The 25,267-nt window shown below is 68.6% G+C and carries 27 protein-coding genes; 16 read left to right on the top strand and 11 right to left on the bottom strand.

The window, feature by feature from the left end; translation table 11 throughout:
* Positions 1-21: 21 nt before the first annotated feature.
* On the bottom strand, positions 22-612 hold the full coding sequence (locus RPIT_RS10270; RefSeq protein ID WP_077342923.1) for a protein-L-isoaspartate O-methyltransferase family protein: 591 nt from the start codon (positions 610-612) through the stop codon (positions 22-24).
* A gap of 91 nt (positions 613-703) precedes the next feature.
* Here RPIT_RS10270 and RPIT_RS10265 point away from each other — a divergent pair, with 91 nt between their 5' ends.
* The 3 genes from RPIT_RS10265 to RPIT_RS10255 are packed head-to-tail and all read left to right on the top strand — an operon-like array spanning position 704 to position 3,253.
* Complete coding sequence (locus RPIT_RS10265) at positions 704-1,291, top strand: DinB family protein (protein WP_143028192.1); 588 nt, start codon at positions 704-706, stop codon at positions 1,289-1,291.
* A 13-nt stretch (positions 1,292-1,304) separates the two neighbouring features.
* Positions 1,305-1,913, top strand: coding sequence for a DUF1905 domain-containing protein (locus RPIT_RS10260; RefSeq protein ID WP_162274536.1), 609 nt, complete (start codon positions 1,305-1,307; stop codon positions 1,911-1,913).
* Between the two features lie 5 nt (positions 1,914-1,918).
* Entirely contained in the window at positions 1,919-3,253 is a 1,335-nt protein-coding gene (locus RPIT_RS10255) for a glycosyltransferase (RefSeq protein ID WP_077342919.1), read from the top strand.
* A gap of 586 nt (positions 3,254-3,839) precedes the next feature.
* Here the strand turns inward: RPIT_RS10255 and RPIT_RS10250 are convergent.
* Both RPIT_RS10250 and RPIT_RS15030 read right to left on the bottom strand, forming a co-directional pair.
* A complete protein-coding gene (locus RPIT_RS10250; protein WP_143028193.1) occupies positions 3,840-4,727 on the bottom strand; it encodes an ABC transporter ATP-binding protein in 888 nt (295 codons plus the stop codon).
* A 19-nt stretch (positions 4,728-4,746) separates the two neighbouring features.
* Positions 4,747-6,009, bottom strand: a complete 1,263-nt coding sequence (locus tag RPIT_RS15030; protein ID WP_093664761.1) for a glycosyltransferase — start codon at positions 6,007-6,009, stop codon at positions 4,747-4,749.
* Positions 6,010-6,078: 69 nt separating this feature from the next.
* Between RPIT_RS15030 and cysE the strand changes: the two genes are divergently transcribed.
* From cysE to RPIT_RS10235, 3 genes are all read left to right on the top strand, one after another.
* A complete protein-coding gene (gene cysE / locus RPIT_RS10245) occupies positions 6,079-6,891 on the top strand; it encodes a serine O-acetyltransferase (protein WP_077342915.1) in 813 nt (270 codons plus the stop codon).
* Complete coding sequence (locus RPIT_RS10240; protein WP_077342913.1) at positions 6,891-7,307, top strand: rhodanese-like domain-containing protein; 417 nt, start codon at positions 6,891-6,893, stop codon at positions 7,305-7,307. The genes cysE and RPIT_RS10240 overlap by 1 nt, the downstream gene beginning before the upstream one ends.
* A 77-nt stretch (positions 7,308-7,384) precedes the next feature.
* The gene (locus RPIT_RS10235; RefSeq protein WP_077342911.1) at positions 7,385-7,813 is read left to right on the top strand and encodes a CBS domain-containing protein; all 429 of its coding nucleotides are present in this window, start codon (positions 7,385-7,387) and stop codon (positions 7,811-7,813) included.
* On the opposite strand, the gene RPIT_RS10230 is transcribed toward RPIT_RS10235, so the two are convergent.
* Positions 7,794-9,719, bottom strand: coding sequence for a cation:proton antiporter (locus RPIT_RS10230; RefSeq protein WP_077344299.1), 1,926 nt, complete (start codon positions 9,717-9,719; stop codon positions 7,794-7,796). The two genes, RPIT_RS10235 and RPIT_RS10230, sit on opposite strands and share 20 nt — an antisense overlap.
* Before the next feature lie 216 nt (positions 9,720-9,935).
* Positions 9,936-10,520, bottom strand: a complete 585-nt coding sequence (locus tag RPIT_RS10225; protein ID WP_077342909.1) for an isochorismatase family protein — start codon at positions 10,518-10,520, stop codon at positions 9,936-9,938.
* 74 nt (positions 10,521-10,594) lie between these two features.
* On the opposite strand from RPIT_RS10225, the gene RPIT_RS10220 reads away from it, so the two are divergent.
* Positions 10,595-11,005 (top strand): NUDIX hydrolase, encoded by a 411-nt coding sequence (locus RPIT_RS10220; protein WP_077342907.1) that lies wholly within the window; start codon positions 10,595-10,597, stop codon positions 11,003-11,005.
* A 13-nt stretch (positions 11,006-11,018) separates the two neighbouring features.
* On the opposite strand, the gene RPIT_RS10215 is transcribed toward RPIT_RS10220, so the two are convergent.
* Positions 11,019-11,201, bottom strand: coding sequence for a DUF5302 family protein (locus RPIT_RS10215; RefSeq protein ID WP_077342905.1), 183 nt, complete (start codon positions 11,199-11,201; stop codon positions 11,019-11,021).
* A 144-nt stretch (positions 11,202-11,345) separates the two neighbouring features.
* On the opposite strand from RPIT_RS10215, the gene RPIT_RS10210 reads away from it, so the two are divergent.
* The gene (locus tag RPIT_RS10210; RefSeq protein ID WP_077342903.1) at positions 11,346-11,894 is read left to right on the top strand and encodes an MBL fold metallo-hydrolase; all 549 of its coding nucleotides are present in this window, start codon (positions 11,346-11,348) and stop codon (positions 11,892-11,894) included.
* A gap of 14 nt (positions 11,895-11,908) precedes the next feature.
* Here the strand turns inward: RPIT_RS10210 and RPIT_RS10205 are convergent, their stop codons facing one another.
* Positions 11,909-12,700: an aldose epimerase family protein gene (locus RPIT_RS10205; RefSeq protein WP_077342901.1), complete on the bottom strand. Its 792-nt coding sequence runs from the start codon at positions 12,698-12,700 to the stop codon at positions 11,909-11,911.
* 63 nt (positions 12,701-12,763) lie between these two features.
* Between RPIT_RS10205 and RPIT_RS10200 the strand changes: the two genes are divergently transcribed.
* The 8 genes from RPIT_RS10200 to dapC all read left to right on the top strand — a co-directional run bounded on the left by RPIT_RS10200 (position 12,764) and on the right by dapC (position 21,229).
* Positions 12,764-13,273, top strand: a complete 510-nt coding sequence (locus RPIT_RS10200) for a GNAT family N-acetyltransferase (RefSeq protein WP_077342899.1) — start codon at positions 12,764-12,766, stop codon at positions 13,271-13,273.
* Positions 13,274-13,314: 41 nt separating this feature from the next.
* On the top strand, positions 13,315-13,830 hold the full coding sequence (locus RPIT_RS10195; RefSeq protein ID WP_077342897.1) for a phosphoribosyltransferase: 516 nt from the start codon (positions 13,315-13,317) through the stop codon (positions 13,828-13,830).
* Positions 13,823-14,047, top strand: coding sequence for a hypothetical protein (locus tag RPIT_RS10190; RefSeq protein ID WP_077342895.1), 225 nt, complete (start codon positions 13,823-13,825; stop codon positions 14,045-14,047). Before RPIT_RS10195 ends, RPIT_RS10190 begins: the two co-directional genes overlap by 8 nt.
* A gap of 73 nt (positions 14,048-14,120) precedes the next feature.
* On the top strand, positions 14,121-16,178 hold the full coding sequence (tkt, locus tag RPIT_RS10185; protein WP_077342893.1) for a transketolase: 2,058 nt from the start codon (positions 14,121-14,123) through the stop codon (positions 16,176-16,178).
* Between the two features lie 109 nt (positions 16,179-16,287).
* Positions 16,288-17,964, top strand: coding sequence for a S49 family peptidase (locus tag RPIT_RS10180; RefSeq protein WP_077342891.1), 1,677 nt, complete (start codon positions 16,288-16,290; stop codon positions 17,962-17,964).
* A 77-nt stretch (positions 17,965-18,041) separates the two neighbouring features.
* Entirely contained in the window at positions 18,042-19,742 is a 1,701-nt protein-coding gene (locus RPIT_RS10175; protein ID WP_077342889.1) for a VanW family protein, read from the top strand.
* A gap of 65 nt (positions 19,743-19,807) precedes the next feature.
* Positions 19,808-20,125 carry a ferredoxin gene (gene fdxA / locus RPIT_RS10170; protein ID WP_077342887.1) on the top strand — a complete coding sequence of 106 codons (318 nt, stop codon included), beginning with the start codon at positions 19,808-19,810 and terminating at the stop codon, positions 20,123-20,125.
* Positions 20,126-20,128: 3 nt separating this feature from the next.
* On the top strand, positions 20,129-21,229 hold the full coding sequence (gene dapC, locus RPIT_RS10165; protein ID WP_077342885.1) for a succinyldiaminopimelate transaminase: 1,101 nt from the start codon (positions 20,129-20,131) through the stop codon (positions 21,227-21,229).
* Positions 21,230-21,692: 463 nt separating this feature from the next.
* On the opposite strand, the gene RPIT_RS10160 is transcribed toward dapC, so the two are convergent.
* Genes RPIT_RS10160 through RPIT_RS10145 form a run of 4 tightly spaced genes read right to left on the bottom strand, consistent with a single transcriptional unit; the run spans position 21,693 to position 25,250 of the window.
* Positions 21,693-22,811, bottom strand: a complete 1,119-nt coding sequence (locus RPIT_RS10160; RefSeq protein WP_077342883.1) for a sodium ion-translocating decarboxylase subunit beta — start codon at positions 22,809-22,811, stop codon at positions 21,693-21,695.
* A 1-nt stretch (position 22,812) separates the two neighbouring features.
* Positions 22,813-23,316, bottom strand: a complete 504-nt coding sequence (locus RPIT_RS10155) for an acyl-CoA carboxylase biotin carboxyl carrier protein subunit (protein WP_077342881.1) — start codon at positions 23,314-23,316, stop codon at positions 22,813-22,815.
* 1 nt (position 23,317) lies between these two features.
* Positions 23,318-23,698, bottom strand: a complete 381-nt coding sequence (locus tag RPIT_RS10150) for an OadG family transporter subunit (protein WP_162274535.1) — start codon at positions 23,696-23,698, stop codon at positions 23,318-23,320.
* Positions 23,699-23,705: 7 nt separating this feature from the next.
* Positions 23,706-25,250, bottom strand: coding sequence for an acyl-CoA carboxylase subunit beta (locus tag RPIT_RS10145; protein WP_077342877.1), 1,545 nt, complete (start codon positions 25,248-25,250; stop codon positions 23,706-23,708).
* Positions 25,251-25,267: the final 17 nt, after the last annotated feature.

The following is a 25,267-nucleotide window of genomic DNA, read 5'->3' as shown; positions in this document are numbered from 1 at the left end:
ATCAATTTTGTTCAAGGTTTGTCAAAGGTAGTCCGTCGTGTCGCCTGCATCGTCCGGGCCTGTGATGAGGGGGACGAAGCTGTAGTAGCCGTGCTCGGTGATGGCGGGAGTGTCGCCGTCGCGGTGCACCCTCGTCATCACTCCGGCGACGGGCGCGACGAGGACCCCGTCGTCGGCGAGTTGTGCGATCAGCGGCTCGGGCAGCTCGTCTGCCATCGCGGAGACGAGGATGCGGTCGAACGGTGCCTCGCGGGCGGCGCCCAGCTCGTGTGGGTCAGCGACGCGGATCTCGGCCCAGGGCCAGTCCTGCCCGAGGGCTGCTCTCGCCCCGTCGGCCAGGGCACTGATGCGTTCGAGGCCGAGCACACGTCCTTCCGCCCCGACCAGCTCGGCCAGGAGCGCGGTGGTCCAGCCGGACCCGGCCCCGATGTCGAGGACGCGGTGGCCCTCTCGAACGTCGAGTAGCCGCAGCATCGCGGCGACGGTGGACGGTTGTGAGTTCGTCTGCCCGTGCGCCAGCGCGAGCGGACGATCGAGGCGCCAGTAGGGCCGCATGTTCTTCGGCAGGAACCGCTGGCGGGGAACCCGGTCAAAGGCCTCTGCTACATCCATGCTCCACAGTAACCCGAGAATCCCCGGGGCGTTCGCTGTCGGCAGGGCTTGTCAGGTCGACATGCCCGGTCGTTGTCGTCAGGATGGAGGGATGAACCAGGACTACCCCCCGACCCTGCCCGACCGCCGAGACTGGACCGTCGTCATCGTAGAGGGATGCGAGGAGTGCGGCTATGTGCCGTCGAATCCCCACGACAGTTCCGCCCGTCTTGCGGCCGCGGCGGCAGAGTGGCCTGAAGTCCTCGGGTCCGAAGGCATCCGGGAGCGTCCGGAACCTACGGTGTGGTCGCCTCTGGAGTACGCCGTGCACGCCCGCGACATGGTTCGCCTGCTCGGTGCCCGCGTCGGGGCCATGCTCGCCGACGAGGATCCGGTGTTCGAGGACTGGGACGGAGACGTCCACGCAGCAGAAGGTCGCTACTGGGAGGCGGACGCCGCCCAGATCATCGAGGACATCCGGCTTGCCACACGGCAGACCCAGTCCGTCCTGGCGAGGGTGGGGCGGAGCGACTGGGAGCGCACCGGGCGCCGGAGTGACGGCAGGCGGTTCACCGTGGCCACGCTCAGCCAGTACCTCGTGCACGATGTCGAGCACCACCTTCAGGATGCCCGCCTGGGACTGCGAGTTCGCGTACCGTTGCTCGGAAGGCCCGCCACCACGGGCCCCACCGATCGCTAGAGCAGGAGCCTTCATGCCCCACGTGAGTGTGACGACAACCGTCGAGGAGTTCGGACCCGCAGCGGCGATCTTCCTCACCGATGAGCAGGCGGCGCAGCTGTCGACCGCGAAGACCCCTCCTGTGGTGGTGAGTATCGGGGGCCGACAGGAGCGGCTTCGCATCTCGCGCATGGGGGGTCGGGCCTGCATAGGGCTGAGCAGAGCCTCGCGGGACGCGCTTGGCGTTGAGATCGGCGACGAGGTGGACGTCACGGTCTCGCTCGACGATGAGGAGCGGACCGTCGAGGTGCCGCCACTTCTGGCCGAGGCGCTCGCGGCTGATCCCGACGCATCCGAGGCCTTCCGCGAGCTGAGCCTGGATCCACCGATTCCCCGCTGCTACGCAACCCCATGCAGGCACACCGGCATCGCCGATCACGCTCAAGGTACGCCCGGTAGCTCTTCGCGTGCATCGTCTTGCCGGTGCACCCACCTGGTGCCGCTCGCTGCGCGACCAATCGGTGGATCCAGGCTGAGCTATTCCAGGCGCAAGGAGATGGCACGCAGCTTCGATGAGGCGAAACGGGAGGACACCCAGCAGCGCCGCCTGGCCGCGGTGCTCGCTGACCTCGCTGGACGCTGATCCGGATGAGGGTTGCGCTGAGTGCGCTGGGCTCGGCGGGCGACGTGGCCCCCGTGGTGGCGATCGGCTCAACGCTGCGCATGCGCGGCCACGACGTGAGGGTGGTGGCACTCGAGGAGTATGCGCCGCTTGTCGAGCGGGCAGGCCTCCACCTCGAGGCCGTGCCCGGGGGCGCGTCGACGCTGTGGCCCGACATTTCGTGGCTGCGTGGGCTGGCCCTCGCGCAGCCGGGCGTCATGTACGCCACGATGATGACGAGCTTCCATTCGCTGGCGCCGCACACCAACGAGGCGCTCCGCCGGGCGGCGGACGGAGTTGACGTCATCGTCTCGGGACTGGTCACCCGCGGGGCCGCGGCTGCACTGGCCCAGGCAACCTGCGCGGACCATCTCACCGTCCTCTTCGCGCCCCTGCTGCCCGCCTCCACCACCTCGTCGACCGCACTCGGGCTGGCCAGGGGCGGCCGGCATGTGCTGCGCGCCACCTCGTCGGCGATGTGGGGTCTCACCAGGGGGCTCTCCGCGGCGCACACCGCCGACATGACGCGCCGCGTCGGTCACCGCCCCGAGTCGAGGTCGACGCTGCTGCTTGCCACGAGCCCCGTCGTCTCGCCCCCTGCCCGCCAATGGCCGGATGGCGTCGAGCAGGTGGGGTGGATCCCGTCGGTCCACGGACCCGCTGAGCTACCGGACGAGGTCCGGGAGTTCCTTGCCGGAGATGGACCGACGGCGGTCATGACCTTCGGATCCTGTCCGGTGGTGAGTGCGCAGCGGGACCGGCGGCTGTTCGTCGAGGCTGCAAGGCTCGCGGGGGTGCGGCTCATCCTGACCGACGGCGGCGCCCCCGTGCCCGGTGACGACGTGCTGGTGACCGGCCCGGTCAGCTACGAGGCGCTGCTGCCGCAGGTGTCGGCGGTCGTCCACCACGGTGGTGCCGGCACGACCTATGCGGCGTTGGCGTCCGGCACCCCGTCGGTCGTTGTGCCGCACCTCGGTGACCAGGCCTATTACGCCCGGAGGGTGGCGGAACTGGGAGCCGGTCCCCGAGGGGTGCCGCGCTGGCGCGTGACGGCACCGATCCTGGCCCGGCGGGTCTTGGCGGCGCTCGAGATGCGTGAGGGGGCCCAAGCGACAGCCCGGAGGCTCGGCCCCGGCACCGGCGCGCGGCGCATCGCCGACCTCGTGGAAGAGGGCGGTTCTCAGCCGCGGCGGCGCGAGCGGCCGACGAGCCAGGCGGCGAGACCTGCCAGCACCCCGGTCCAGCCGAGCCAATTGGCCAATGGCCAGAGGGCCGCAGACGCGTCACCGCCCGCGAGCGCGAGCCGCGCCAGCTCGACCTGACCGTACATCGGGGTCCAGCGAGCGATCCAGACGAGGTGCTCGGGCAGCGGCACGAACACTCCGCCGCCCAACGCCAGGAGAACCAGACCCGCTGCGGACGCCGCGAGGGCGGACTGGCTACGGAAGGCCAGACCGACCACCAGACCGTAGAGCGCCCAGGTGACCGAGCCGACGAGAACCACTGCTCCGGCGGCGAGCCAGGCCAACGGCGACGCGAGGATGCCGGAGATCGCAGCCACGGTGAACATGACGCCCACCGTCGCCACCACCGCGACGAGCGCGACGGTCGCCTTCACCGCCAAGAACCGCCAGGTCGCCAGCGGCGTCAGGCCGACCTGACGCGCCCACCCGTGCACACGCTCGAGAGCAGTCTGGCCGGTGATGGTCGACGCGGCGGTGGCGGCGCCATAGCACGCCAATCCGATCATGACGCCGTCACGGACGCTCGTCCTGGTGTTTTCGTCGAGCGTGTCCGGGATGGCGACGCTGGCTCCGAGGAAGAAGAAGACCGGTAGCACCACCACGATGAGCAGCAGCACGGGGTCACGGCGTAGGCGGGCGAGTTCCGTGGCGATGAAGATCCGGTTCACGGCGTCCTCCGTGCCTGCGAGATGAGGGCGTCGAGGCTCTCGAAGAACGGGGGGCCGAGTACCTGGAGATTGCCCGCCCCACAGGTGCTCAGGAGGTGCACAACCAGCTCGGACACGTGCTCGGCGTCGACGACCAGGTCGACACGGCCGCTGTCGACGTCGGCCGACCGGACGCCGGGCAGCGCCCGCAGCGCGTCCGCGGTGCAGCGCGGCCCGGAGTCGACCTGCACCACCCGTGTGGGGGCGGCGGCGGAGATCTCGTCGGTACCGATGTCGGCGACGAGGCGCCCCTCGGCGAGCACCACGACGCGATCCGCCACGGCCTCCACCTCGTCGGCATAGTGGGAGGAGTAGAGGAGAGTGCGTCCCTCCGCGGTGAGCATCCTCATCCGCTCCCAGAAGGCGCTGCGTGCGCGCCAATCCATTCCCGCAGTGGGCTCATCGAGCACCAGCAGCGGGGCGCCGGGCAGCAGGGCGAGCGCGAATTTCACCCGCTGCTGCTCGCCGCCTGAGCACACGGCGATCCGTCTGCCCGCGATGTCCTCCACTCCGGCCGTGCGCAGTACCTCGTCGACGTCGATGGGCCGATCGTAGAAGCTTGCGATGAGACGGACGGTTTCGGCGACGGTGAGGTCGGGGAGCAGCCCTCCCATCTGCAGCATCGCGCCCAGCCGACCGGCCAGCACGGCGTCGCGTGGCGCCTGCCCGAAGACCCGCACATCGCCGCTCGTCGGGGTGGTCAATCCGCAGATCAGGTCCAGCAGCGTCGACTTGCCTGCCCCGTTCGCTCCCATCAACGCGACGATCTCGCCCCGGGCGACGGAGAACGTCACGTCGTCCAGTGCCTCGACAACGCTGTGGCGGGCATGGAATACCTTGCCCACGGCTCGGACTGTGACCGCCTCAGCCACGGGTCCGCTCCGCCAGCTCGCCCAACAGCCGTGCGCTGATCTCGGCCGCGTCGTAGCAGCTGCTCTCTCCGGACAGCCGACTCGATGCCTCGATCCGAGCTGGTGACCCCATGACGCGGCGGATCGTCTGCCGCAGCAGCCAGACCGGAGGATTGCGGATGCGGAGGCTTGCTCCGACGCCCGACCACCGGACCCTCGCGCCGATGTCGGGCTTCTCCTCGGAGTTGCCCGCCTGGACGATCGGTACGCCCGCCGCGACGGCGAGGGTCACGCCCGTGTAGCCACCGTTGGTGACGAAGAGGTCCGACTCGGCAAGTGCGCCGGGGTAGTCGACGCGGGGGAGCGCAGTGACCCGCTCCGGGGCGGGGTTCCACAGTCCGGCCTGGGCGCCGGCGACCAGCACGTCGAAGCCCTCGGCGACCAGCGCCCTGGCAGCGGGAATCGCGAGTTCGCTCAGGTCGGGCCGGAGCGTGCCCTGGGTGACCATCGCCAGGGGCCGGCTCCGCTGACTGCGGGTCAGCGTGGGTGGCACCTCAGGGGCGCTTCCAGGCACGGGGCCCAGCGCTCCGACGAAATGGACGTGATCGGCGCCGGCTGCTCGCGGATACTCGAAGCTCGGCGTGCAGCCCTGGAGGTGGAGGAGGGGGGAGACCGTTGCCTCCCGCACGGTTGGCACCGTGCCGAGACCCGCGTCGAGCCGTAGAGCGTTGAGATCATCGAGGAAGGGCCGGTAGAGCCAACGGTCGAGCAGCGCCTGGACATCACGGTTGCGCCGTCGCCCGGCACGCCCCGGGTGGAACGGAAGCCCGGTTCCGAACGGAGGGGTGCCGTCGTCCCAGCACAGCAGGGGGCCGTCACCGAACGTCACCCAGGGCGCGCCCAGGTCGGCCGCGGAGAGCGAGGCGGCGGGGATGAGCGTGTCCGAGATGACGGCGTCGATCCGGGTGCCTCCGACCGCTGCGGCGAGGGCGGCGCGGTGAGTGGCGGCGCGTCCGACGACCTCGTCGCGGAAGAGGCTCTTGACGCGACCCAGCCCGCCGCCGCGGGCGGTGGTGTCCTCGAACCCTCCGTCGTCGGCCGCTGGAAGGTGCTCTGCCCCGCACAGGGCGACGGTGTGGGCGAACCGGTCGGCGGCGTACCAGAGCACCCGGTGCCCGCGACCGACCAGACCCGAGACGATCTTGCTGGCATTGAGAGTGTGGGCGGTGATCGAGGTGCTGACCACCAGGAAGGTGGCGGCCCGCGGTCGATTCATCCCGTCAGCCTAGCCGTCGGCCTCGAAACGTTGGTTACCCTTGCAGAGCAACAACCGGAGGAGATCTTCATGGACCCGACACGCATCGTCCCTGACGACCAGATCTGGGCCGCCATCCAGGAGGAGTGCGCCGAGGTGGCTCGCAACGAGCCCCTGCTGGCAGGATTCCTGTACACGGTGATCCTCAGCCAGCCTGATCTCGAGGACGCGCTGAGCTACATCCTGGCGAGCAAGCTCGACAACACGACGCTGCCCGCGCTGAGCCTGCGCGACATCATCCACGACGTCCTGATCGACGACGAGTGCATCCAGCGGGCTGTGCGAGCCGACCTGCAGGCCGTCGTGTCGCGCGACCCGGCCTGCCCGGGCTACTCCAACCCCCTGTTGTACTTCAAGGGATTCCAGTCCATCCAGGCCTACCGGGTGGCCAACTTCTACTGGGAACACAACCGCAAACCGCTTGCCCACTACCTCCAGAGCCGCATTTCGGAGGTGTTCGCCGTCGACATCCATCCGGGGGCCCGCATCGGAAAGGGGATCATGTTCGACCACGCGACCAGCGTGGTGATCGGCGAGACGGCCGTCGTGGAGGACGAGTTCTCGATGCTGCACGAGGTGACGCTCGGCGGTTCAGGGAAGGAGGGCGGCGACCGCCATCCCAAGATCGGCAGGGGCGTCATGATCGGCGCCGGAGCCAAGGTGCTGGGCAACATCCGGGTGGGTGAGGGAGCCAAGATCGGTGCCGGTTCGGTCGTGCTCAAGGATGTGCCACCGCACACGACGGTGGCCGGCGTGCCCGCGCGCGTCGTCAACCTGCCGCCGTCGGCGCTCCCCGCACACGACATGGACCAGGCGTTCGACCCCAGCGTCCCCATCTGCTGATGGCGAGCCGCGAACCCGGGACGCCGCTGCGGAGGTCGTTCGCCGACCTGGTGGGGGAAGCCAACGCGATCGTCCCTCCTCTTCCACTGGCCGACGCCGCGCGTCTCCTGGGGGACGACACTGTGCTTTTCGTGGACCTCCGGGAGCCCGGTGAGATAGCGCGTGAAGGCCAGATCCCGGGCGCCTACCGCGCCCCCCGGGGCCTGCTGGAGTTCTGGGTGGACCCCGCGAGTCCGTACTACCGGGCCGACCTCGACTCAGGGCGACGCCTCGTGCTGTACTGCGCGTCGGCGTGGCGCTCAGCGCTCGCCGCCCGGTCGCTGGTCGAGATGGGAATGACCGACGTCACGCACATCGACGGAGGCTTCAGCGCTTGGAAGAACGCAGGGCATCCGATCGAGTCTTCGGAGCGGTAAAGCGGTTGCGGGGCCAGGTCCCAGGCGAGTTCCACGATTTGGCGCCGCAGGGACTCGCCGCGGGGTTAGCGTGAGCCATGAAGATTAACGACGTCATCAAGACCAAGGGCACGACAGTCATCACGGCACGCTCCGACTCCAGCGTCGCGGAACTCGTCGCGCTGCTGAACGAGCACCGGATCGGAGCCGTGGTCATCACCGACGACGGCAAGTCCGTGACCGGCATCGCGGGCGAACGCGACGTGGTGCAGGCACTGGGACGCTACGGCGCGTCCGCCTTGGACCGGAGCATCGGCGAGATCATGGGCACCGAGATCCACACCTGCGGACCTGACGACGAGATCGAGGCCGTTGCCGGATCGATGACTGAGCACCGGGCACGCCACCTTCCCGTCATCGAGTCAGGGCGCTACGTCGCGATCGTGAGCATCGGCGACATCGTGAAGAGCCGGATCGACCAGCTCCAGGCCGAGCGGGAGCACCTCGTCAACTATCTGCACGGCTGACCGCACGATCCGTGTGATCGCGGGGCGGTGCCAGATAGATTGCGGTGACGCCCTTGTCGGGCACCTGCGTGTCCTCGTCGACGATCGTCACCTGCCCGTCGGCCACGACGAAGAGCATGACTGAGTCGTCGCCACGGGCCTGGAGGTCTGCATAGGTGAAGTCGGCCGTCAGTCGCGTGCTGCGGACCTGATGGCCCCGCCCGACGAGCTCCTCCAGTTCGTCGAAGTTGAGTGAGGGATCGAAGCAGGTCCGGGCGGTGAGATGCGAGGCGGCCTCCGTGCGGACCTTCCCTGCGCTGACCGTAGCGGTCCTGCGGGCGAGCTGGTAGACGTTTGCGCGCCCGAGCACGTGGGCGAACTCGCGCGCGGCCGTGGCGTTGACCTCGTCGGTCTTGGTGGCGGCGATGAGTGATTTGATGCCTGCGAGGTCCATGTCTCTGACGGCGTAGTCGCTGAGGATATTGGCGGTCACGGTGGTCAGCCCCACCTTCCGGGCGCCGCTCAGCCGCGAGTATTCGCGAGACACGATGAGCGTCGTGATGCCGGCTTTCTCGAGCGCACTGGCGGCCTGGACCACCCACGACTGGGCGCCGACGAACAGGATGCCCTGCGGCGACGTCGTCGCGAGACCGAGCCGTTCGGCGAGGCGGCCAACGCCCAGTCCGTAGAGCGCCACGGTGAGCACGATGACGAGGAATACCAGCGGGACGAGCTCGGTGGTCTGCGCGGCCAGCACGGCGAGGTTGTCGGCCCGTCGGGTTAGTTCGAGCGCCTCGTCCCCGGTGGCCTCGGCCGCGCGTTCGCGCATCCGCTGCACGGCGTGGTGAAACTCGATGCCGAAGATGCTCGTCACCGCCGCGGCGACGATGCCCCTCGGGGCCATGAAGGCCAGGAGGCCACGCTCCTCCCGAGTCACGCGGGTACCCCAGAGTCCGAGCCAGATGCTGACCGGTCGCACGACGATCACGAGCAGCGCAACGAAGAGGAACGCCCGCGGCGCCACGGCGACGAGGTCAGCGGGCGAGATCCTCCCGGCGAGGATGACGAACAGGGCGCCGACGAAGAGCACCTGGAGGTGTTCGGTGAACTCCTCAACCGGTCTGAGATGCAACCCTCTGTTGCCGAGGTAGAGCCCCAGGACCGTGACGGCGAGAAGTCCGCTTTCCGATTGCAGGGCGTTGCTCACCACCAGCACGCCGATGGCGCTGGTCAGGCACGCCACACCTTGGAGGAAATCGGGGATGGCGTGTCGCTTCATGAGCTGTTCCAGGATCCAGCCCATTCCCGCACCCAGCGCGGTCGCGATGACGACGGTGAGCAGCAGGTTGCCGATGAGTTGGGGCACCCCTTCTCCGCCGCGGCCCAGGAGCACACCCTGGAAGACGAGCACGGCCAGCACGGCCCCGATCGGGTCGACGATGATGCCCTCCCATTTCAGGAGGGCGGCCACCCGGCGGGTGGGGCGCAACGTCCGCAGGATCGGCGCGATGACGGTGGGGCCGGTCACCACGAGGATTGCGCCCACCAGGAGCGCCACGGACAGGTCGAAGCCGATGAGCCATGCGGCCGCGCTGATGAGGGCCCAGGCGATGACGACGGTGACGCTGCACAGACGCAGCACTGGCCTGCCGATGCCCCGGACGTCTCGCAGATGAAGGGTGAGCGCACCCTCGAAAAGGATCACGCCGACGGCGAGCGTCACCCCGCCGAACAGAACGTCTCGTCCCAGGACGGCATCGGGGCTGACCAGTTGGCCGAGCCCGAAACCGACGAGGAGCAGCAGGAGGATGGACGGCACGCGGACCTGCCAGGCCAGCCACTGCGACAACCCGGCCACGACGGCGACGAGCGCCAGGTACGGCGCTGGGCCGAGACCCGCAAGGAACTCCGTCAACCACGTCCACATCTCCACCACGGACTCACTTTCGCACGCCGCTGTCGGGGATCAGGGCGGATCGGTGCAAAAAGCCGACAAGCTCAGGGACCTTGGCTGATCCCTGTGCAGGGCCAGCGAGCGCAGCGAGCAGCCCGTCCGTCGAAGGGGCACGACCTCGTCCTCTACCGCCGCCCCCGACCACAGGAGCGGCGACCGCAGCTGAGGCCGCGCCCGGGCGGTCTCGGGTCAGGCGACCCACTCGACGCGTTCTTCAGCCAGTTCGGTCACCACGCCGGGGACGTTGGCGGGGTGGACCGCGGCGATCAGCGTCCCCAGCACGCGGGTGTCGAATCCCTCGCGCGCCGCGTCGGTGGCCGTGGCCCGGACACAGTAGTCGGTGGCGATACCGCAGACGTCGACTGCCGTCACACCGTGTCGGCCGAGCCACTGCGCCAGCGTGTCGCCCTCCGGTTCGCCCCCGATCGTCCCTTCGAACCCTGAATAGGCGGCCTCGTAGGAGCCCTTGTCGAAGACCGCGTCGAACGGTGCGCGGAGCAGAGCCGGGTGGAACTGCTGGCCCGGGGTGCCGACCACGCAGTGAGGCGGCCACCTGTCGACGTAGTCGGGTTCGTCGGAGAAATGGGGGCCTGGATCGATGTGGTGGTCTCGGGTGGCCACCACGTGGCTGTACCCATGATCGGAGCCCAGGAGATCCGCGATCCGTCGGGCCACGTCGTTACCACCCTCGACGCCGAGGGCGCCGCCCTCGCAGAAGTCGACCTGCACATCGACGACGATGAGGGCCCTGGTTACCGCGTTCGGCTCGGTCATCTGGTCAGTCTAGGGAACCCGGGGAAGTCTCGCCCAAGGCGCGGTATTCCGACGGGTGCCGGTACCGTCGGAGCGTGCCTCCCGTGATCCATGTCTCCGCCGTCGTGCTGCGCGACAGGCTGGGAGCGGTGCTCTTCGTCCGGAAGCGGGCAACGACGATGTGGATGAATCCGGGAGGAAAGCCCGAACCGGGGGAAGACCCCGCGCAGTGCGGGGCGCGTGAAGTGGCGGAGGAACTGGGTCTCCACCTGGACGCCGAAAGGTTGGTGTCGATGGGCGCCCTCGTGGCCGCGGCCGCCAACGAGCCCGGCCACGCAGTCATGGCGGACGTCTTTGAGTGGCCCGACCCGATCGACCGCGGCGTGCAGCCGGCGGCGGAGATCGACGCGGTGCGCTGGGTCGGCGTCGAGGAGTTCGGGGACGCCGACCTGGCGCCGCTCTTCGTTGAACAGATAGCCCCGCGCCTGCGAAGCTTCAGCGCCTAGCGTGGATCCAGGCTCAGCCGCCGGCCTTCCGGCGGAACTGGCGCTTACCGCCCATCTGGCCGTGCGCGTGCCCGAGCGCCCGGTCGGCCTCCGGACCGCCCGGCCCGTGCTGGCCCTGGCCCTGCTTCTTCCGCTCAAGTGCCTGACGCATGGCCTCCTTGGGGTCCAGCGGCACGGCTTCCTGGTCTTCGCTCATGGCGCCACTGTACCCACGCGGTAGCCGCCGCCGGGCAGTTCCTCGCAACGCGCCTCGGGCCGACGATCGCGGGGTTAGGGTGGCCGGTATGCATGTTTCCCGGGGACGCTCAGTGCTGCGCGTGCACAACGGCGGGCTCGCGACATGACCGTCCGTCGGGTGGCCCCGTCCGCCGAGCCGATGCCGCTGGCAGCACCGGGGTCGGTGTACAACGCATGGGTGGTGGGGGACGAGCGCGAGACGATCGTCATCGACGCCCCCCACGACGCGGAGAGCATCCTCAGCGCGGTCGCCGGCCGCCGCGTATTGGCGGTCCTCTGCACGCACGCGGCTGGGGTGCGGGCGGCGCCGGACCTCGCGGAACGGACAGGGGCGCCCATCTGGGTCCACCCGGAGGCCTCGGCCGGCTGGTACCGCGCGCATCCGGTCCGCGACTGGGACTGTGATCTGGCGCTGGGCCAGGAGTTCAGCGTCGGAGCGGTCACGCTCGAGGTGATCTCCGACCCCACCCCGCGGAGCCCTGGGGTTGTCCTCTACTCGCCCACCCTCGGCTGCGTCTTCACGGGCGCGCTCACCGGGGTGGACGCCGAGTCAGCATGGGAGGAACTGAGCGCTCTCCCCCCTGAGACGGTGATCCACCCGGGACATGGCCCGGACAGCGTGCTCGTCGAGCATCTGTCGTCGCGGACCTGAGCTGCGAACTCAGCTCAGCGACCCGGCGTGATCGTCAGCGCCAGGGTGTGCGTCCCCCCGGCAGGAATGACCACTGCGCGGTTCTGCACGTTGCCGTACTCGACGCAGGCAAAGCTAGCCCACTCGTCGCCACCCGGGCCGGGGTTCCAGACGACCACGCTGCCGGCACCGGTTCCGCTCATGGCCAAGCTGCGCGACCCGTCCGACAGCAGGGTCGTGGGGGCGCCGTCGTAGACGCGGTCGACGTAGCGCCCGAATCTCACAGGTGAGGACTGGCTGGTGGGTCCACCGTCGGCGGCGTAGTCCCGGAAACGCAACCCCTCCAGGCCGGTCAGCTGAGCCTGGTTCGCCTGCACGGCCAGGTAGGGGTGGAACGCCTGGTCGACGGTCACCTGCCGGCTGGGGCTCGCGATGGTCAGGGCCAGCCGCAGTCGCCTGCCCATCTCGACGGACAGGGAGTAGGCCAGATCGTCTGGATAGCGGTCCGCTCCGGCGAGGTGCGCTGTCTCTGCTGCCGATACCGCCAGTTCGATGCGGGCGCAGTCGTCGTCCTCTCGAAGCGAGAGCACCCGCCAGGGCACCCTGCTGACCAGACCATGGATGTGGGGGACCGTCCACTCGCCCGTGCCTGAGCCGAACCACGGTGCACAGATCGGGACCCCTCCGTGCCACATCTCGCCGGGGACCAGCGCAGCGTCCCTGGCGAGGAAGAGTTGCTCCCCGAAGCCGGCAGGTGACCACGACACCACGCAGGCCCCGAGTTCGGACACCGCGCCGCGACCCCAGTCGCCTTTCACCGTGTGCATGGGCTCAACCTAGCGACGGCACGGCTCGCGCCGCACGCAGCGCTCACCCCATACGATTTCCCCATGCCCACGATTCGTCCCGCCCGGCTGCACGATCTGTCCGCGATCACCGAGATCTACAACGAGGCTGGTGTCGGCACCACGGCGTCCTGGGCGCTGGAACCGGTCACCCTCGAGGACCGCCGCGCCTGGTTCATGTCCTTGACGCGGAAGGACTACCCGGTGCTGGTCCTGGTGGATGCCGATTCGATCGTCGGGTTCGCCAGCTACGGACCCTTCCGACCGCTCGCAGGCTGGGCACCGACGGTGGAGCACAGCGTCTACATCCGCGAGGGGTACCGGTCCGCCGGCGGCGGGCGAATGCTCCTGAACGCCCTCATCGACTACGCCCGCGGACGGGGCGTGCGCACCATGGTGGGCGTGATCGACGGCGCCAACGACCACTCGGTGGCGTTCCACGAGCGGATGGGGTTCACCCAGGTGGGCCGCATCGAGGAGGCCGGACTCAAGTTCGGCCAGTGGCACGACGCCGTGTTCATGGCGCGGAAGATCGACGACGGCCCGCCCAGCTGACCCCCACCCCTGCCAACGCCTGCTGCCTCTACGATGGGGCAATGGCTTATCACGCGGATTCCACCGACCACGCTGACAAAGAGGTGCTCACCTGGGAGGGCTTCGGTCGTGCTCAGCGCGAGCTCGCCCAGGCCGTCCTGGATTCAGGATTCGAGCCCACCATCATCATCGCCGTGGCCAGGGGTGGCATGTCGCTCGCCGGGGCGCTCACCTACGCGCTCGGCGTCAAGCTCACCGATGCCATCAACGTCGAGTTCTACACCGACGTCCACGAGACCCTGCCGGACCCGGTGCTGCTGGCTCCGATGCTCGACACCGAATCGATCGCCGGTCAGCGGATTCTCGTGGCCGATGACGTGGCGGACTCGGGTCGCACGCTCGGCCTTGTCATGAAGCTCCTGCGGGGCTTCGGCGCGGACGTCCGCAGCGCGGTGCTGTACTCGAAGCCGTCGACCATCGTCGCGCCCGACTACGTGTGGAAGGCCACCGACCAGTGGATCGTGTTCCCGTGGTCGGACGAGCCGCCGGTGCAGCGCAGGGGAGGACAGGGTGGCTGAGATCCGCAAATTTGATCCAGGCGCGGGCGACGGGATCCAGAAGCTGGTCCGCGAGGCGCTGGGGGAGAATGTCAGGCCCGTCAACCCGTGGGAGGCGGCCCAACCGTCGGGCGATCAGGTGGCAGCCGAGGATGGGACCGGCGCCGGCGCGGTGTCGGACATCGTCGGTTACGACTTCGGGGTCGTCGCGTTGCCGGACAGCCCCGACGAGCCCTGATCCGGGCTGAGCGGGAGAGACCACCCGCGATAGGCTGACTCCGACTCCGATACGAAGAAGTGAGGAAACCACTGTGACCCTTGAGTGGACCGACAAGGACGCCAAGGCGGTCGACACCGCCCGCATCTTGGCCGCCGATGCTGTAGAGAAGGTCGGCAACGGCCACCCAGGCACCCCGGTGTCGCTGGCGCCGGTGGCGTACCTGCTGTACCAGAAGGTGATGAACACCGACCCGTCCGACGACCTCTGGATCGGCCGGGACCGCTTCGTGCTGTCCGCCGGTCACGCGTCGCTGACGCAGTACACCCAGCTGTACCTCGCCGGCCTCGACATGGAACTGGACGACATCAAGGCCCTGCGCACCTGGGGTTCGAAGACCCCTGGCCACCCCGAGTACGGGCACACCAAGTTCGTGGAGTGCACCACCGGCCCACTGGGTGCCGGCGTCAGCAACGCCGTCGGCATGGCCATGGCGGCGCGCCGGGAGCGGGGCATCTACGAGCCGGAGGCCGCCGCAGGTGAGTCGCTGTTCGACCGCATGATCTACTGCATCGCCGGCGACGGCTGCCTGCAGGAGGGCATCTCGTCCGAGGCGTCCTCGCTCGCAGCGACGCAGAACCTCGGCAACCTCGTCCTCATCTACGACGACAACCGCATCACGATCGAAGGCAAGACGAAGATTGCCTTCTCTGAAGACGTGTCGGCGCGCTACGAGGCGTACGGCTGGCACGTGCAGCACGTCGACTGGACCAACGGCGGCACGGAGTACGTCGAAGACGTCGAGGCGCTCCACGCGGCGATCGAGGAGGCCAAGAAGGTCACCGACAAGCCCAGCTTCATCAAGCTGACCACCATCATCGGGTGGCCCCTGCCCAACAAGCAGGGCCATCACTCGGTCCACGGGTCGAAGATCGGCGGCGACGAGATCGCGGCGCTCAAGGAGGCCCTCGGATTCGAGCCCGAGCCCTTCGCGATCGATGAGTCCGTCGTCGAGTACACCCGCGCGAACGCGGCGGAGCGCGGCCGTGCGGCCCGCGAGGCGTGGGACGCGAAGTTCAAGGAGTGGGAGCAGGCCAATCCCGAGCGTGCCGAGCTGCTGAAGCGGGCGCGGGCACGGAAGTTGCCGCAGGACCTCAGCCTCCCCGTCTTCGAGGAGGGTAAGAAGGCGACTCGCGCCGCTTCCGGCGAGGTGCTCACGGCTCTGGCCAGCCAGCTTCCCGAGCTGTGGGGCGGCTCCGCCGACCTGGCCGGCTCGAACAACACCACCATGAAGGGTGAGCCGAGCTTCCTTCCTGACGAGCGCGCGACCGACGAGTGGCCCGGCAACCAGTACGGCCGGACGCTGCACTTCGGTATTCGCGAGCACGCGATGGGCGGCATCCTCAACGGCATCAACATGTCGGCGCTCACCCGGGCCTACGGCGGCACGTTCCTCGTGTTCTCCGACTACATGCGCCCCGCCGTCCGGCTGGCCGCGATCACTCGGGTACCGTCGATCTTCGTCTGGACCCATGATTCGGTGGGCGTGGGCGAGGACGGACCCACCCACCAGCCCGTCGAGCACCTGGCGGCGCTGCGCGCCATCCCGGGCCTCGACGTCGTGCGGCCCTCCGACGCCAACGAGACCTCCGTCGCCTGGGGCGAAATCCTGCGCCGGGCTGACCGCCCCGCGGGTCTGATCCTGTCCCGGCAGGACCTGCGCACGATTGCCCGCGGCGAGAAGTACGCCTCAGCGGAGGGCGTCGCCAACGGGGCCTACGTTGTGAGCGAGGCCTCCTCTGAGCCGACGCTGATCCTCATCGCCTCCGGCTCGGAGGTCGAGGTGGCGCTCGATGCCCAGGAGAAGCTGGAGGCCGACGGCGTTTCCACCAGGGTCGTCTCGATGCCCTGCCAGGAGTGGTTCGACGAGCAGCCCGCCGAGTACCGCGAGTCGGTGCTGCCCGCAGCCGTCACGGCGAGGGTCAGCATCGAGGCCGGCATCGCCATGGGCTGGTCCAAGTACGTCGGTGAGAAGGGCACGTCGGTGAGCCTTGAGCATTACGGCGCCTCGGCGTCGGGCGCCAAGTGCTTCGAGGAGTTCGGGTTCACCGTCGACAACCTCGTGAGCACCGCGAAGGCGCTGCTGGGCTGACCGCCACCGCGCTGACGAAGGGCCGCGGCCATCTCCTAACCGGGGGTGGCCGCGGCCCTTCTCCGTCGCCGGGGCCGCGGCTGTTCGGGGTGGTTCGTATGCTGGGGTGATGGGACTCAAAGACCTCCTCGGCAAGATCACCGGCGACACGCCGGTGGTGCTCGAACTCGACATGGCTCGCGGCGTGCTCGTGGCCAAGCCCACCAACCCCCTGCAGGCCGTGCAGCTCATCAACAGCCCGACGCTCAACGCGTTGCGATCCCACCTTCGCGAGGCCTCCAGGGACGCGCGGGTCCTCGGACTGATCGTCCACGCCGTGCCGTCAGGCACGGCGCTGGCGTACGTGGAGGAGATCGCAGGGCTCATCGAGGATTTCGGGGAGTCGAAGAAGACGATGGCCTGGTCTGAATCCTTCGGGGAACTTGGCCAGGGGCTGGGCGCCTACCGGCTCGCCGCCGCGGCTCAGCAGATCTGGCTTCAGCCGACCGGCGCGGTGAACATCGAGGGCGTCGAGGTCTCGATGACCCTGCTCAAGGGACTTTTCAACAAGGCCGGCGCCGAGCCGCAGTTCGGCCAGCGCCACGAGTACAAGACCGCCGCTGACACCTACGCGGCCGATCACGTCACCGAGGCCAACCGTGAGATGACTTCGCGGCTCGGCCAGTCGATCGTCGAGGAGTTCGTGGCGGCGGTGGCCCGACTCCGCTCGATCCCTCCCGAGCGGGTGTGGGACGGGGTCAACGGCTCGCCACTGACCGCGGAGCAGGCGCTCGAGCTCGGCCTCATCGACCGTGTGGGCTACCGGGACGAGGCTTACGCGGCCACGCTGGAGGAGTGGGGGGCGGAAGCGGACCACCTGCTCTTCGCGCACCGCTACACCAACAAGGCGGCGATGGCGAAGAAGCTGGCGCCCAAGCAGCCCAAGGTGGCCGTCGTGACGCTGCGGGGGGCGATCGTCACCGGGCGGGGACAGCGCTCACCCATGGGGGGAGACCAGTCGGGATCCGACGTCGTCGACGAGCATCTCCGTGCCGCGCTGAGGGACGAGGACGTCAAGGCCGTCGTGTTCGAGGTGGACTCACCCGGTGGCTCAGCGGTCGCGAGCGACTTCATCCGACGCTCGGTGCTGCGGCTCCGCGAGGCGGGCAAGCCCGTCGTCGCGCACATGGGTGCGGTGGCGGCGTCCGGCGGCTACTACGTCGCGATGCCCTGCGACGAGATCGTGGCGGAGCCGTCGACGCTGACCGGTTCCATCGGCGTTCTGGCCGGCAAGGTCGTGACGCGAGGCACGTACGACAAGCTGGGGCTCGTCCGCGAGACCATCCCGGTGGGCGCCGCGGCGGGCATGCTCAGCTCCGCCCACGAGTTCTCCGACGACGACTGGGACCGGCTCAACCGGTGGCTTGATCGGGTCTACCTCGACTTCACCACCTTCGCCGCACAGGACCGCGGGATGGACCACGACCATCTCGAGTCACTGGCGCGAGGCCGCGTGTGGACCGGGGCGGACGCCAGGGACAGGGGCCTCGTCGACCACCTGGGAGGCCAGTGGCTCGCCGTCGAGCGGGCGTGCGCGCTCGCTGGTCTGGACGAGCGACGCACGAAGCTCACCCACATCGGCGACGCCGGGCTGCTCACCCTGCTCAAGCCGGCCACGTCCACGGAGGGCGCGGTAGGTGGCGCCAATCTGCCCGACGCTGAGGGGGTGCTCACCGCACTCGCTGCCAGAGTGGGCCTCCACGGGCGCGGCGCGCTCACCATGCCCTGGGGTCTGCGTATCTCCTGACGAAGTTTTGGGCGCGGCTTCGGCGGTTTCGTAGGATAGCCGGTGAACCGCGGCCGTTGGTCGCTGAGAGGGCGAGTGTGAGCAAGGCGAAGAAGATCGCGATCGGCACCATCATCGGCGTGCTAATGCTGCTGGGAGGTGCCTACGTCGCCGCGTACTTCGTGGCGGGCAACCAGCTTCCGGCCAAGGCGACCGTCGAGGGTGTGTCCCTCGGAGGTCTGTCCCCCGACCAGGCGGAGGAGAAGCTCGCCGCTGAACTCGCGCCGCAGCTCGATGCGCCCATCAACGTCAACTCAGGCGCGACCAGCGTCGCCATCGACCCCGCCGAGAGCGGCCTTGGCGCCGACTACGAGGCGACGGTCCGAGCGGCCGGAGGCGGTTTCAGCTGGCATCCGGCGGACATCCTGCGCACGTTCACGGGCGGCGACGAGGTCGAACTGGTCAGGCTGGTCGATGAGGGACGGCTGCGCGAGTCTGTGGAGTCGATCGCGCCCGAGTTCGCCGTCGACGGCACCGACGCGACGATCGCCTTCGAGCAGGGCGAGCTTGTGCGAACGGACGCGCAGGACGCCCAGGAACTGGACGTCGATGACACGGCCGCGTCCGTCCGAGAGGCCTATGAGAGCGGCGCGGGCAACGTGGAGGCGACCGTCGTCACCACCCCGCCCACTGTGACCAACGCGATGGTCGACCAGGTGGTCGCTGACTTCGTCGATCCGCTGCTCAGCGGGCCCATCCCCGTGACGCACGAGGAGCAGACCATGGAGGTGGTACCTGCGGCCGTCGCGGCGGCCACGACCTTCACGGTCGAGGGCGACAGGATCGTGCCGGAGGTCGACGCCGAGATTCTCTTCGAAGAGACGGGGGAGGCCCGTCGGGCCCTGGAATTGAGCGACCCGAAGGACGCCGGCTTCTCATTCAGCGGTGGCACCATCTCGGTCGTCCCGGCGGTTGCCGGGGAGACCATCGAACCCGGAGCGTTCAAGGACGCGGTCCTCGCGGCTGCCGTCAAGACGGGAGCGGAGCGCACCGCCTCGATCGACGTGACGGTGCAGCAGCCCGAGTTCACCACCGAGCAGGCCGAGCAGCTGAAGCCCACCGAGGTGATCGGCGAGTTCACCACGCGGTACCCGCACGCCGCCTACCGCAACACCAACCTCGGTCGCGCTGCGACGAGCGTCAATGGGACGGTCCTGATGCCCGGCGAGATCTTCTCGCTCAACGACACCCTCGGCCCCCGCACGGCCGACAACGGATACGTGGACGGCTACGTCATCAACGAGGGGCGCCTCGTCAAGGAAGGCGGCGGGGGCATCTCCCAGGCCGCGACGACCCTGTACAACGCCGCCTTCTTCGCGGGCTACGAGGACATCGAGCACAAGCCGCACAGCCTCTACTTCGACCGCTATCCGGCCGGCCGGGAAGCGACGATCTACTACGGCGCGCTCGACATGCGCTTCCGGAACGACACCGAATTCCCGGCGGTCATCCAGGGCTACACCAACCCGTCGAGCCCCGGGGAGCGTGGCTCGATCACGTTCAAGATCTGGTCGCAGCGGACCTACGACAAGGTTGAATCGACCGAACTCGTGAAGTCGGACTTCTACACGGGGCAGGATCGCATCCTCAAGGGCGAGCCCGACTGCGAACCCCAGGCCCCTATCCGCGGCTTCACGGTCACCTGGAAGCGGTTGTTCTACAAGGGCGGCCAGGTGGTCAAGGAGGAGCCGTACCGCTGGAAGTACAGCGCCGGCGACCGCATCATCTGCGAGCCCTGACATGCGCCGCGGCGGAGCACGGGGAACGGCTAAGCTTTGATCACCTTCTGAAGGAGTGAATTCAAATGACTTACATCATCGGTCTGCCCTGCGTCGACGTGAAGGACCGCGCCTGCGTTGAGGAGTGCCCGGTCGATTGCATCTACGAGGGCAACCGGATGCTCTACATCCACCCCGAGGAATGCGTGGACTGCGGCGCGTGCGAGCCGGTCTGCCCCGTCGAGGCCATCTACTACGAGGACGACGTCCCCGAAGAGCAGGCCGAGTACTACGACGTGAACGTGCAGTTCTTCGACGACATCGGCTCGCCCGGCGGTGCCGCCAAGATGGGGGTCATCGACAAGGACCACCCGGTCGTCGCCGCGCTGCCTCCCCAGGCGTGACGGATGGCGCTCGGCGCCCGCCTGCCTGACTTCCCCTGGGACACCCTGGCCGACGCCAAGACGACGGCCGCGGCGCATCCGGACGGCATCGTCGACCTCTCCGTCGGCACGCCCGTCGACCCCACCCCCGCCCTGGCGCGCGAAGCGCTCGCGGAGGCGTCGGATGCGCATGGTTACCCGACGGTGTGGGGGACACCGCGGGTCCGGCAGGCCATCATCGACTACCTGACCGGCCGTTGGCGGGCGGTGCCGTTGTCCCACGAGTCAGTGATGCCGGTGGTGGGGACCAAGGAACTGGTCGGCTGGCTGCCCACACTTCTCGCGCTCGGCGCGGACCACGCCGTCGTCTTCCCGGAGTGCGCGTATCCCACCTACGAGGTGGGGGCGCTCACAGCAGGGGCACGGCCGGTGCCGCTGGACGATCCCGGCGCGCTGCCGGCCGACGCTTCCCTGGTGTGGATCAACTCGCCGGCCAACCCCACCGGGCAGATCCTCAGCCTCGACGTGCTCCGCGCCTTCGTCGCCGCCGCCAGGGAGCGTGGCGCGGTCCTGGCCAGCGACGAGTGCTACGGCGAGTTCGCCTGGGAGGCGGAGCCCTACTCGGTGCTCGACCCCCGCGTCAACGACGGCGACCTCACGAACCTTCTCGCGGTCGGGTCGCTCTCGAAGCGCTCCAACGCGGCCGGCTACCGGGCGGGCTTCGTGGCCGGCGACCCGGTGATCGTGCAGCAACTGGTCGGCGCCCGCAAGCACCTCGGCATGATGGTGCCCGCCCCGATCCAGGCTGCGATGGCCGCGATGCTCGGCGACCAGACTCACGTGGAGGAGCAGCGGGACCGCTATCTCGCTCGCCGGGCGAAGCTGCGCCCAGCGCTTGAAGCGGCGGGGTTCCGCATCGACCATTCGGAAGGGTCGCTGTACCTGTGGGCCACGCGAGGCGAGAACTGCCGCGACTCCGTGGCCTGGCTCGCCGAGCGCGGCATCCTCGCCGCCCCCGGGGACTTCTACGGCGCCGCTGCCGCGCAGCACGTCCGGGTGGCACTCACCGCCACGGACGAGCGCATCGACGCCGCGGTCGCCCGGCTATCGACTGTCGCTGAGTAGCGGCCGTCCGACGTTTCCCTGAGTAACGGCCGTGAGTCGGCGCGAGGGCAGGGGCTCGGAACCTGTTGGCAGTGCCCGACAACGTCCCTGACGCCAACGATTCCACCGCAACGCCAACGGTTCCACCGCAACGCCAACGGCTCCACCGGAACGCCAATTGCTTCACCGCAACGCCAATGGCCTCACCGGAACGCCAACGGTTCCCCCGAAACGCCAACGGTCACACCCACTCGCCCCCGAAACCCATCGACGCCCCCGAGATATCGGGGGCGTCGATGGTTATCGTCGGCGAGTTCCGATCCACGTTGGCGTTGCGGTCTCCTCTTTGGCGTTGCGGTCTCTTCTTTGGCGTTGCGGTCCCTGCGTCGGCCAGAAAGCTGAGTAGCGGCCGTGAGGAACGAATGGCCGCGTACCGAAGGGCTCGCGAGATGACCGCTATCCCGAGTCGTCGCGCACTGGTCGATCAGGCTGCGCCCATCAGAGCCAGGAGGACGCCGCCGGCCACGACCGAGGCGATCTGGCCGGCCGCGTTGGCCCCCATCGCGTGCATGAGGAGGAAGTTGTCGAAGTGCTCGCGCTGCGCCTCGCGCTGGACCACCCGAGCCGCCATGGGGAACGCGGAGATCCCCGCCGCGCCGATGAGCGGGTTGAACTTGCCCCCGCTGAACACGTTCATCAGCTTGCCGAACAGCACACCCATGACAGTGTCGAGGCAGAAGGCCACCAGACCCAGCGCCAGGATGAGCAGCGTCGCGACGTTGAGGAACTTCTCTCCCACCATCGTCGAGCCGATGGCCAGGCCCAGGAACAGCGTGACGATGTTGGTCAGCTCATTCGAGGCGGCTCCGGTCAGCCGCTCGACGACCTTCGATTCCCGCATCAGGTTGCCCAGCATCAGCATGCCGATCAGCGGGGTGGCGAACGGCACCAGCACCCCGACGACGAGCGTGACGATGATCGGGAAGAGGATCCTGGTGCGCTGCGAGATCTCGCGGCTCGTGTAGGGCATCTTGATGGCACGCTCCGCCGGGGTGGTGAGCGCCCGCATGATCGGAGGCATGATGATCGGCACCAGCGACATGTAGGAGTAGGCCGCCACCGTGATGGGGGCCAGCAGTTCCGGGGCCAGTTTGTTCGATACGTAGATCGACGTCGGCCCGTCGATGGCGCCGATGATGCCGATCGACGCGGCCTGCGGCTGGGTGAAACCGAGGACGAGGGCCAGGATCAGCGTAAGGAAGATGCCGAACTGTCCGGCCGCGCCCAGCAACACCATTTTCGGGTTCTCCAGGAGCGGTCCGAAGTCCGTCATCGCCCCGATCCCCACGAAGATGAGAAGTGGAAAGAGTTCGTTGCTCACTCCCATGTCGTACAGCGTGGTCAGCATTCCGCCCTCGCCGACGAGCGGCGAGGAGGGGATGTTGGCCAGGATCGCGCCCGCACCGATGGGCAGTAGCAGCAGCGGCTCGTACTCCTTCTTGACTGCCAGCCATACGAGCAGGAGCCCGACGGCGAGCATCACCACCGACTGCCAGGTCAGGCTCGTGATCCCCGCCAGGAGATAGCTGAGGGCGTCGCCCATGTCACTCGAACCGCAGCAGGGTCTCGCCGAAGCGGACCTGGGTCCCCACGGAAACGTAGAGTTCCGCAACGACCCCGTCGCGCGGGGACCTCAACTGGTTCTTCATCTTCATCGCCTCGAGCACCATGAGCGTGTCGCCGCGCTTCACCTCGGCCCCCGTCGTGACGTCGATGGAGAGGATGACGCCCGGCATCGGTGCGGTCATCTGGTCCCGATCCACCGGTTGCGTGGGGTTGGCGACGGGGGCGTTGGTCGCATCCGCCGGCTGTCGCGGCCGCTGCTGTACCGGCTGAGCGACAGGCTCCTCGCCGGCAAGGCTGCCGTGGGTGATCTCCGCGCGGGGCACCATGGCGGGGGTGATGGCCGAATGGGCGAGATCGCGATGATCCTCGAGCGTGACGTCGATCAGGCGGCCATCGATCTGCACCCGGAACTCGTTGGCTCCGACCGCCTCGACGTCGACGATCTTCGTGGTGTCGTTGATGCCAATGGTGTAGCGACGCACGTCATCTCCTCCCCGGGGTGTGCTGTCGGCCGCGCCCGACGGTGAGCCAGCGGCTCGCGAACAGTTGGCTACCCGGCGCGGCAACGCGGGTCTCGGGCGCCGCCAGTCGTCGGCGGTTCTCCGCGTGGGCGATGACTGCCACAGTGATGGCCGCCACCTGCGTCTCGTCGAGGCCGTCGGCGACGATGCGCACTGCGGGTGGACCCGGCTGGTCGCCCTCGACCAAAGCAGGTGGCGGTGGCGTGGCCGCGACCGCAGCGGGGGAACGGTCGAGCCGGGCGATTGCCTTCAGCACCAGCATGAGCAGGATGAGCAGCGCAAAGACTGTGCCCATCCCGACTGCCATCATCATGAGGCCCCACAGGAGCAGATCGATCGTCATCAGCGCATCACACCGGGAACAGCCCATGCTTCTTGGCGATGGGCTCGGTCACCTTCGTGCGCAGCACCTCGAGTGCGCGGACGAGCCGGGGTCGGGTCTCCCGGGGCTCGATGACCTCGTCGATCTGGCCGACATCGGCAGCCTGGTACGGGTTGTAGAAGCGCTCCTTGTAGTCGGCGATGAAGCGCGCCTCTTCTGCCGCGGGGTCGTCGGCCTCAGCGATCGCCCTGCGGTTGAGCAGTCGGGCGGCGCCCTCTGCCCCCATCACGGCGATCTGAGCGCTGGGCCAGGCGAACGCGACGTCGTTGTTCATCTGCTTCGAGCTCATCGCGACGTAGCTTCCACCCATGGCCTTGCGCAGCACGATGGACACCTTCGGCACCGTGGCCTGACAGTAGGCGTAGATCATCTTCGCCCCGTGGCGGATGACGCCCTTGTACTCCTGCTCGACACCGGGCAGATACCCGGGGCAGTCAACGAAGGTGAACACCGGGATGTTGAACTGGTCGCACAGGGTGACGTGTCGGGCGATCTTGTCGGAGGCGTTGATGTCGAGGCATCCGGACAGCACCAGGGGCTGGTTTGCGACGAAGCCGACGCTCATGCCGCCCAGCCGGGCGAAACCGACGACCGCGTTGGCCGCCCACTCCTTGTGTAACTCGAACACCGAGTCGTGGTCGAACACGGCACCCAGCACGTCGCGGATGTCGTAGGGCAGGAAGTCGTCGGCCGGGATGATCTCGTTGAGCGCCTCGTCCATGCGGTCGCCAGGATCGTAGGGCTCGAGCAGCGGCGGGTCCTCCGTGTGATTCTGCGGCAGGTAGCTGAGCAGAGACTTGGTGAGGTTGAGGGCGTGCTGCTCGTCGTCGGCGATGACCTGCGCGACACCCGACGTGCCGGCGTGCACCCAGGCCCCGCCCAGTTCCTCAGCGGAGATTGTCTCGCCTGTCACGGTGCGGATGATGTCGGGGCCGGTCAGGAACATGTTGGAGGTCTGGTTGACCATGATCGTGACGTCGGTGAGCGCGGGGGAGTAGACGGCACCGCCGGCGCAGGGGCCCATGATCAGCGAGATCTGCGGGATGACGCCGGACGCCTTGACGTTGCGGACGAACACCTCGCCGTAGGCCGCCAGGGACCGGACCCCCTCCTGGACGCGCGCACCACCGGAATCGTTGAGACCGATCAGTGGAATGCCTGCGGCCAGCGCCAGGTCCTGGATGCGCGAGATCTTGTTGGACTGCACCTCGGAGAACGATCCGCCGAGCACCGTGAAGTCCTGCGCGAACACCGCGACCCGGCGACCCTGGATCTTGCCGAAACCCGTGATGATGCCGTCTCCCGGGTATCGGTGCTGGTCCATCCCGAAGTCGGAGTTGTGGTGAGTCGCCAAGGCACCGAGCTCCTGGAAGGAGGCCTCGTCGAGCAGAATGGCCAGTCGTTCCCGCGCGGTGAGTTTTCCCTTGGCGTGTTGCGCCTCGACCCGCTCCGGACCACCGCCCGCGAGAGCCTGCTCGCGTTTGGCGCGAAGCGCAGACAGTTGCTCGTGCATCGAGGCCTCCCGAAGCC

Origin of the sequence: Tessaracoccus flavus, from assembly GCF_001997295.1 — a bacterium.
Lineage (GTDB): Bacteria > Actinomycetota > Actinomycetes > Propionibacteriales > Propionibacteriaceae > Arachnia > Arachnia flava.
The sequence above is the reverse complement of the archived record's forward strand: the minus strand, read 5'-3'. Positions and strand labels throughout refer to the sequence as shown.

Excerpts from the sequence above, each read along its gene's own strand:
- RPIT_RS10270 (WP_077342923.1), bottom strand. The coding sequence starts at position 612 with ATGGATGTAGCAGAGGCCTTTGACCGGGTTCCCCGCCAGCGGTTCCTG.
- RPIT_RS10265 (WP_143028192.1), top strand. The coding sequence starts at position 704 with ATGAACCAGGACTACCCCCCGACCCTGCCCGACCGCCGAGACTGGACC.
- RPIT_RS10260 (WP_162274536.1), top strand. The coding sequence starts at position 1,305 with ATGCCCCACGTGAGTGTGACGACAACCGTCGAGGAGTTCGGACCCGCA.
- RPIT_RS10255 (WP_077342919.1), top strand. The coding sequence starts at position 1,919 with ATGAGGGTTGCGCTGAGTGCGCTGGGCTCGGCGGGCGACGTGGCCCCC.
- RPIT_RS15030 (WP_093664761.1), bottom strand. The coding sequence starts at position 6,009 with ATGAATCGACCGCGGGCCGCCACCTTCCTGGTGGTCAGCACCTCGATC.
- cysE (WP_077342915.1), top strand. The coding sequence starts at position 6,079 with ATGGACCCGACACGCATCGTCCCTGACGACCAGATCTGGGCCGCCATC.
- RPIT_RS10240 (WP_077342913.1), top strand. The coding sequence starts at position 6,891 with ATGGCGAGCCGCGAACCCGGGACGCCGCTGCGGAGGTCGTTCGCCGAC.
- RPIT_RS10235 (WP_077342911.1), top strand. The coding sequence starts at position 7,385 with ATGAAGATTAACGACGTCATCAAGACCAAGGGCACGACAGTCATCACG.
- RPIT_RS10230 (WP_077344299.1), bottom strand. The coding sequence starts at position 9,719 with ATGTGGACGTGGTTGACGGAGTTCCTTGCGGGTCTCGGCCCAGCGCCG.
- RPIT_RS10225 (WP_077342909.1), bottom strand. The coding sequence starts at position 10,520 with ATGACCGAGCCGAACGCGGTAACCAGGGCCCTCATCGTCGTCGATGTG.
- RPIT_RS10215 (WP_077342905.1), bottom strand. The coding sequence starts at position 11,201 with ATGAGCGAAGACCAGGAAGCCGTGCCGCTGGACCCCAAGGAGGCCATG.
- RPIT_RS10210 (WP_077342903.1), top strand. The coding sequence starts at position 11,346 with ATGACCGTCCGTCGGGTGGCCCCGTCCGCCGAGCCGATGCCGCTGGCA.
- RPIT_RS10205 (WP_077342901.1), bottom strand. The coding sequence starts at position 12,700 with ATGCACACGGTGAAAGGCGACTGGGGTCGCGGCGCGGTGTCCGAACTC.
- RPIT_RS10200 (WP_077342899.1), top strand. The coding sequence starts at position 12,764 with ATGCCCACGATTCGTCCCGCCCGGCTGCACGATCTGTCCGCGATCACC.
- RPIT_RS10195 (WP_077342897.1), top strand. The coding sequence starts at position 13,315 with ATGGCTTATCACGCGGATTCCACCGACCACGCTGACAAAGAGGTGCTC.
- RPIT_RS10180 (WP_077342891.1), top strand. The coding sequence starts at position 16,288 with ATGGGACTCAAAGACCTCCTCGGCAAGATCACCGGCGACACGCCGGTG.
- fdxA (WP_077342887.1), top strand. The coding sequence starts at position 19,808 with ATGACTTACATCATCGGTCTGCCCTGCGTCGACGTGAAGGACCGCGCC.
- dapC (WP_077342885.1), top strand. The coding sequence starts at position 20,129 with ATGGCGCTCGGCGCCCGCCTGCCTGACTTCCCCTGGGACACCCTGGCC.
- RPIT_RS10160 (WP_077342883.1), bottom strand. The coding sequence starts at position 22,811 with ATGGGCGACGCCCTCAGCTATCTCCTGGCGGGGATCACGAGCCTGACC.
- RPIT_RS10150 (WP_162274535.1), bottom strand. The coding sequence starts at position 23,698 with ATGACGATCGATCTGCTCCTGTGGGGCCTCATGATGATGGCAGTCGGG.
- RPIT_RS10145 (WP_077342877.1), bottom strand. The coding sequence starts at position 25,250 with ATGCACGAGCAACTGTCTGCGCTTCGCGCCAAACGCGAGCAGGCTCTC.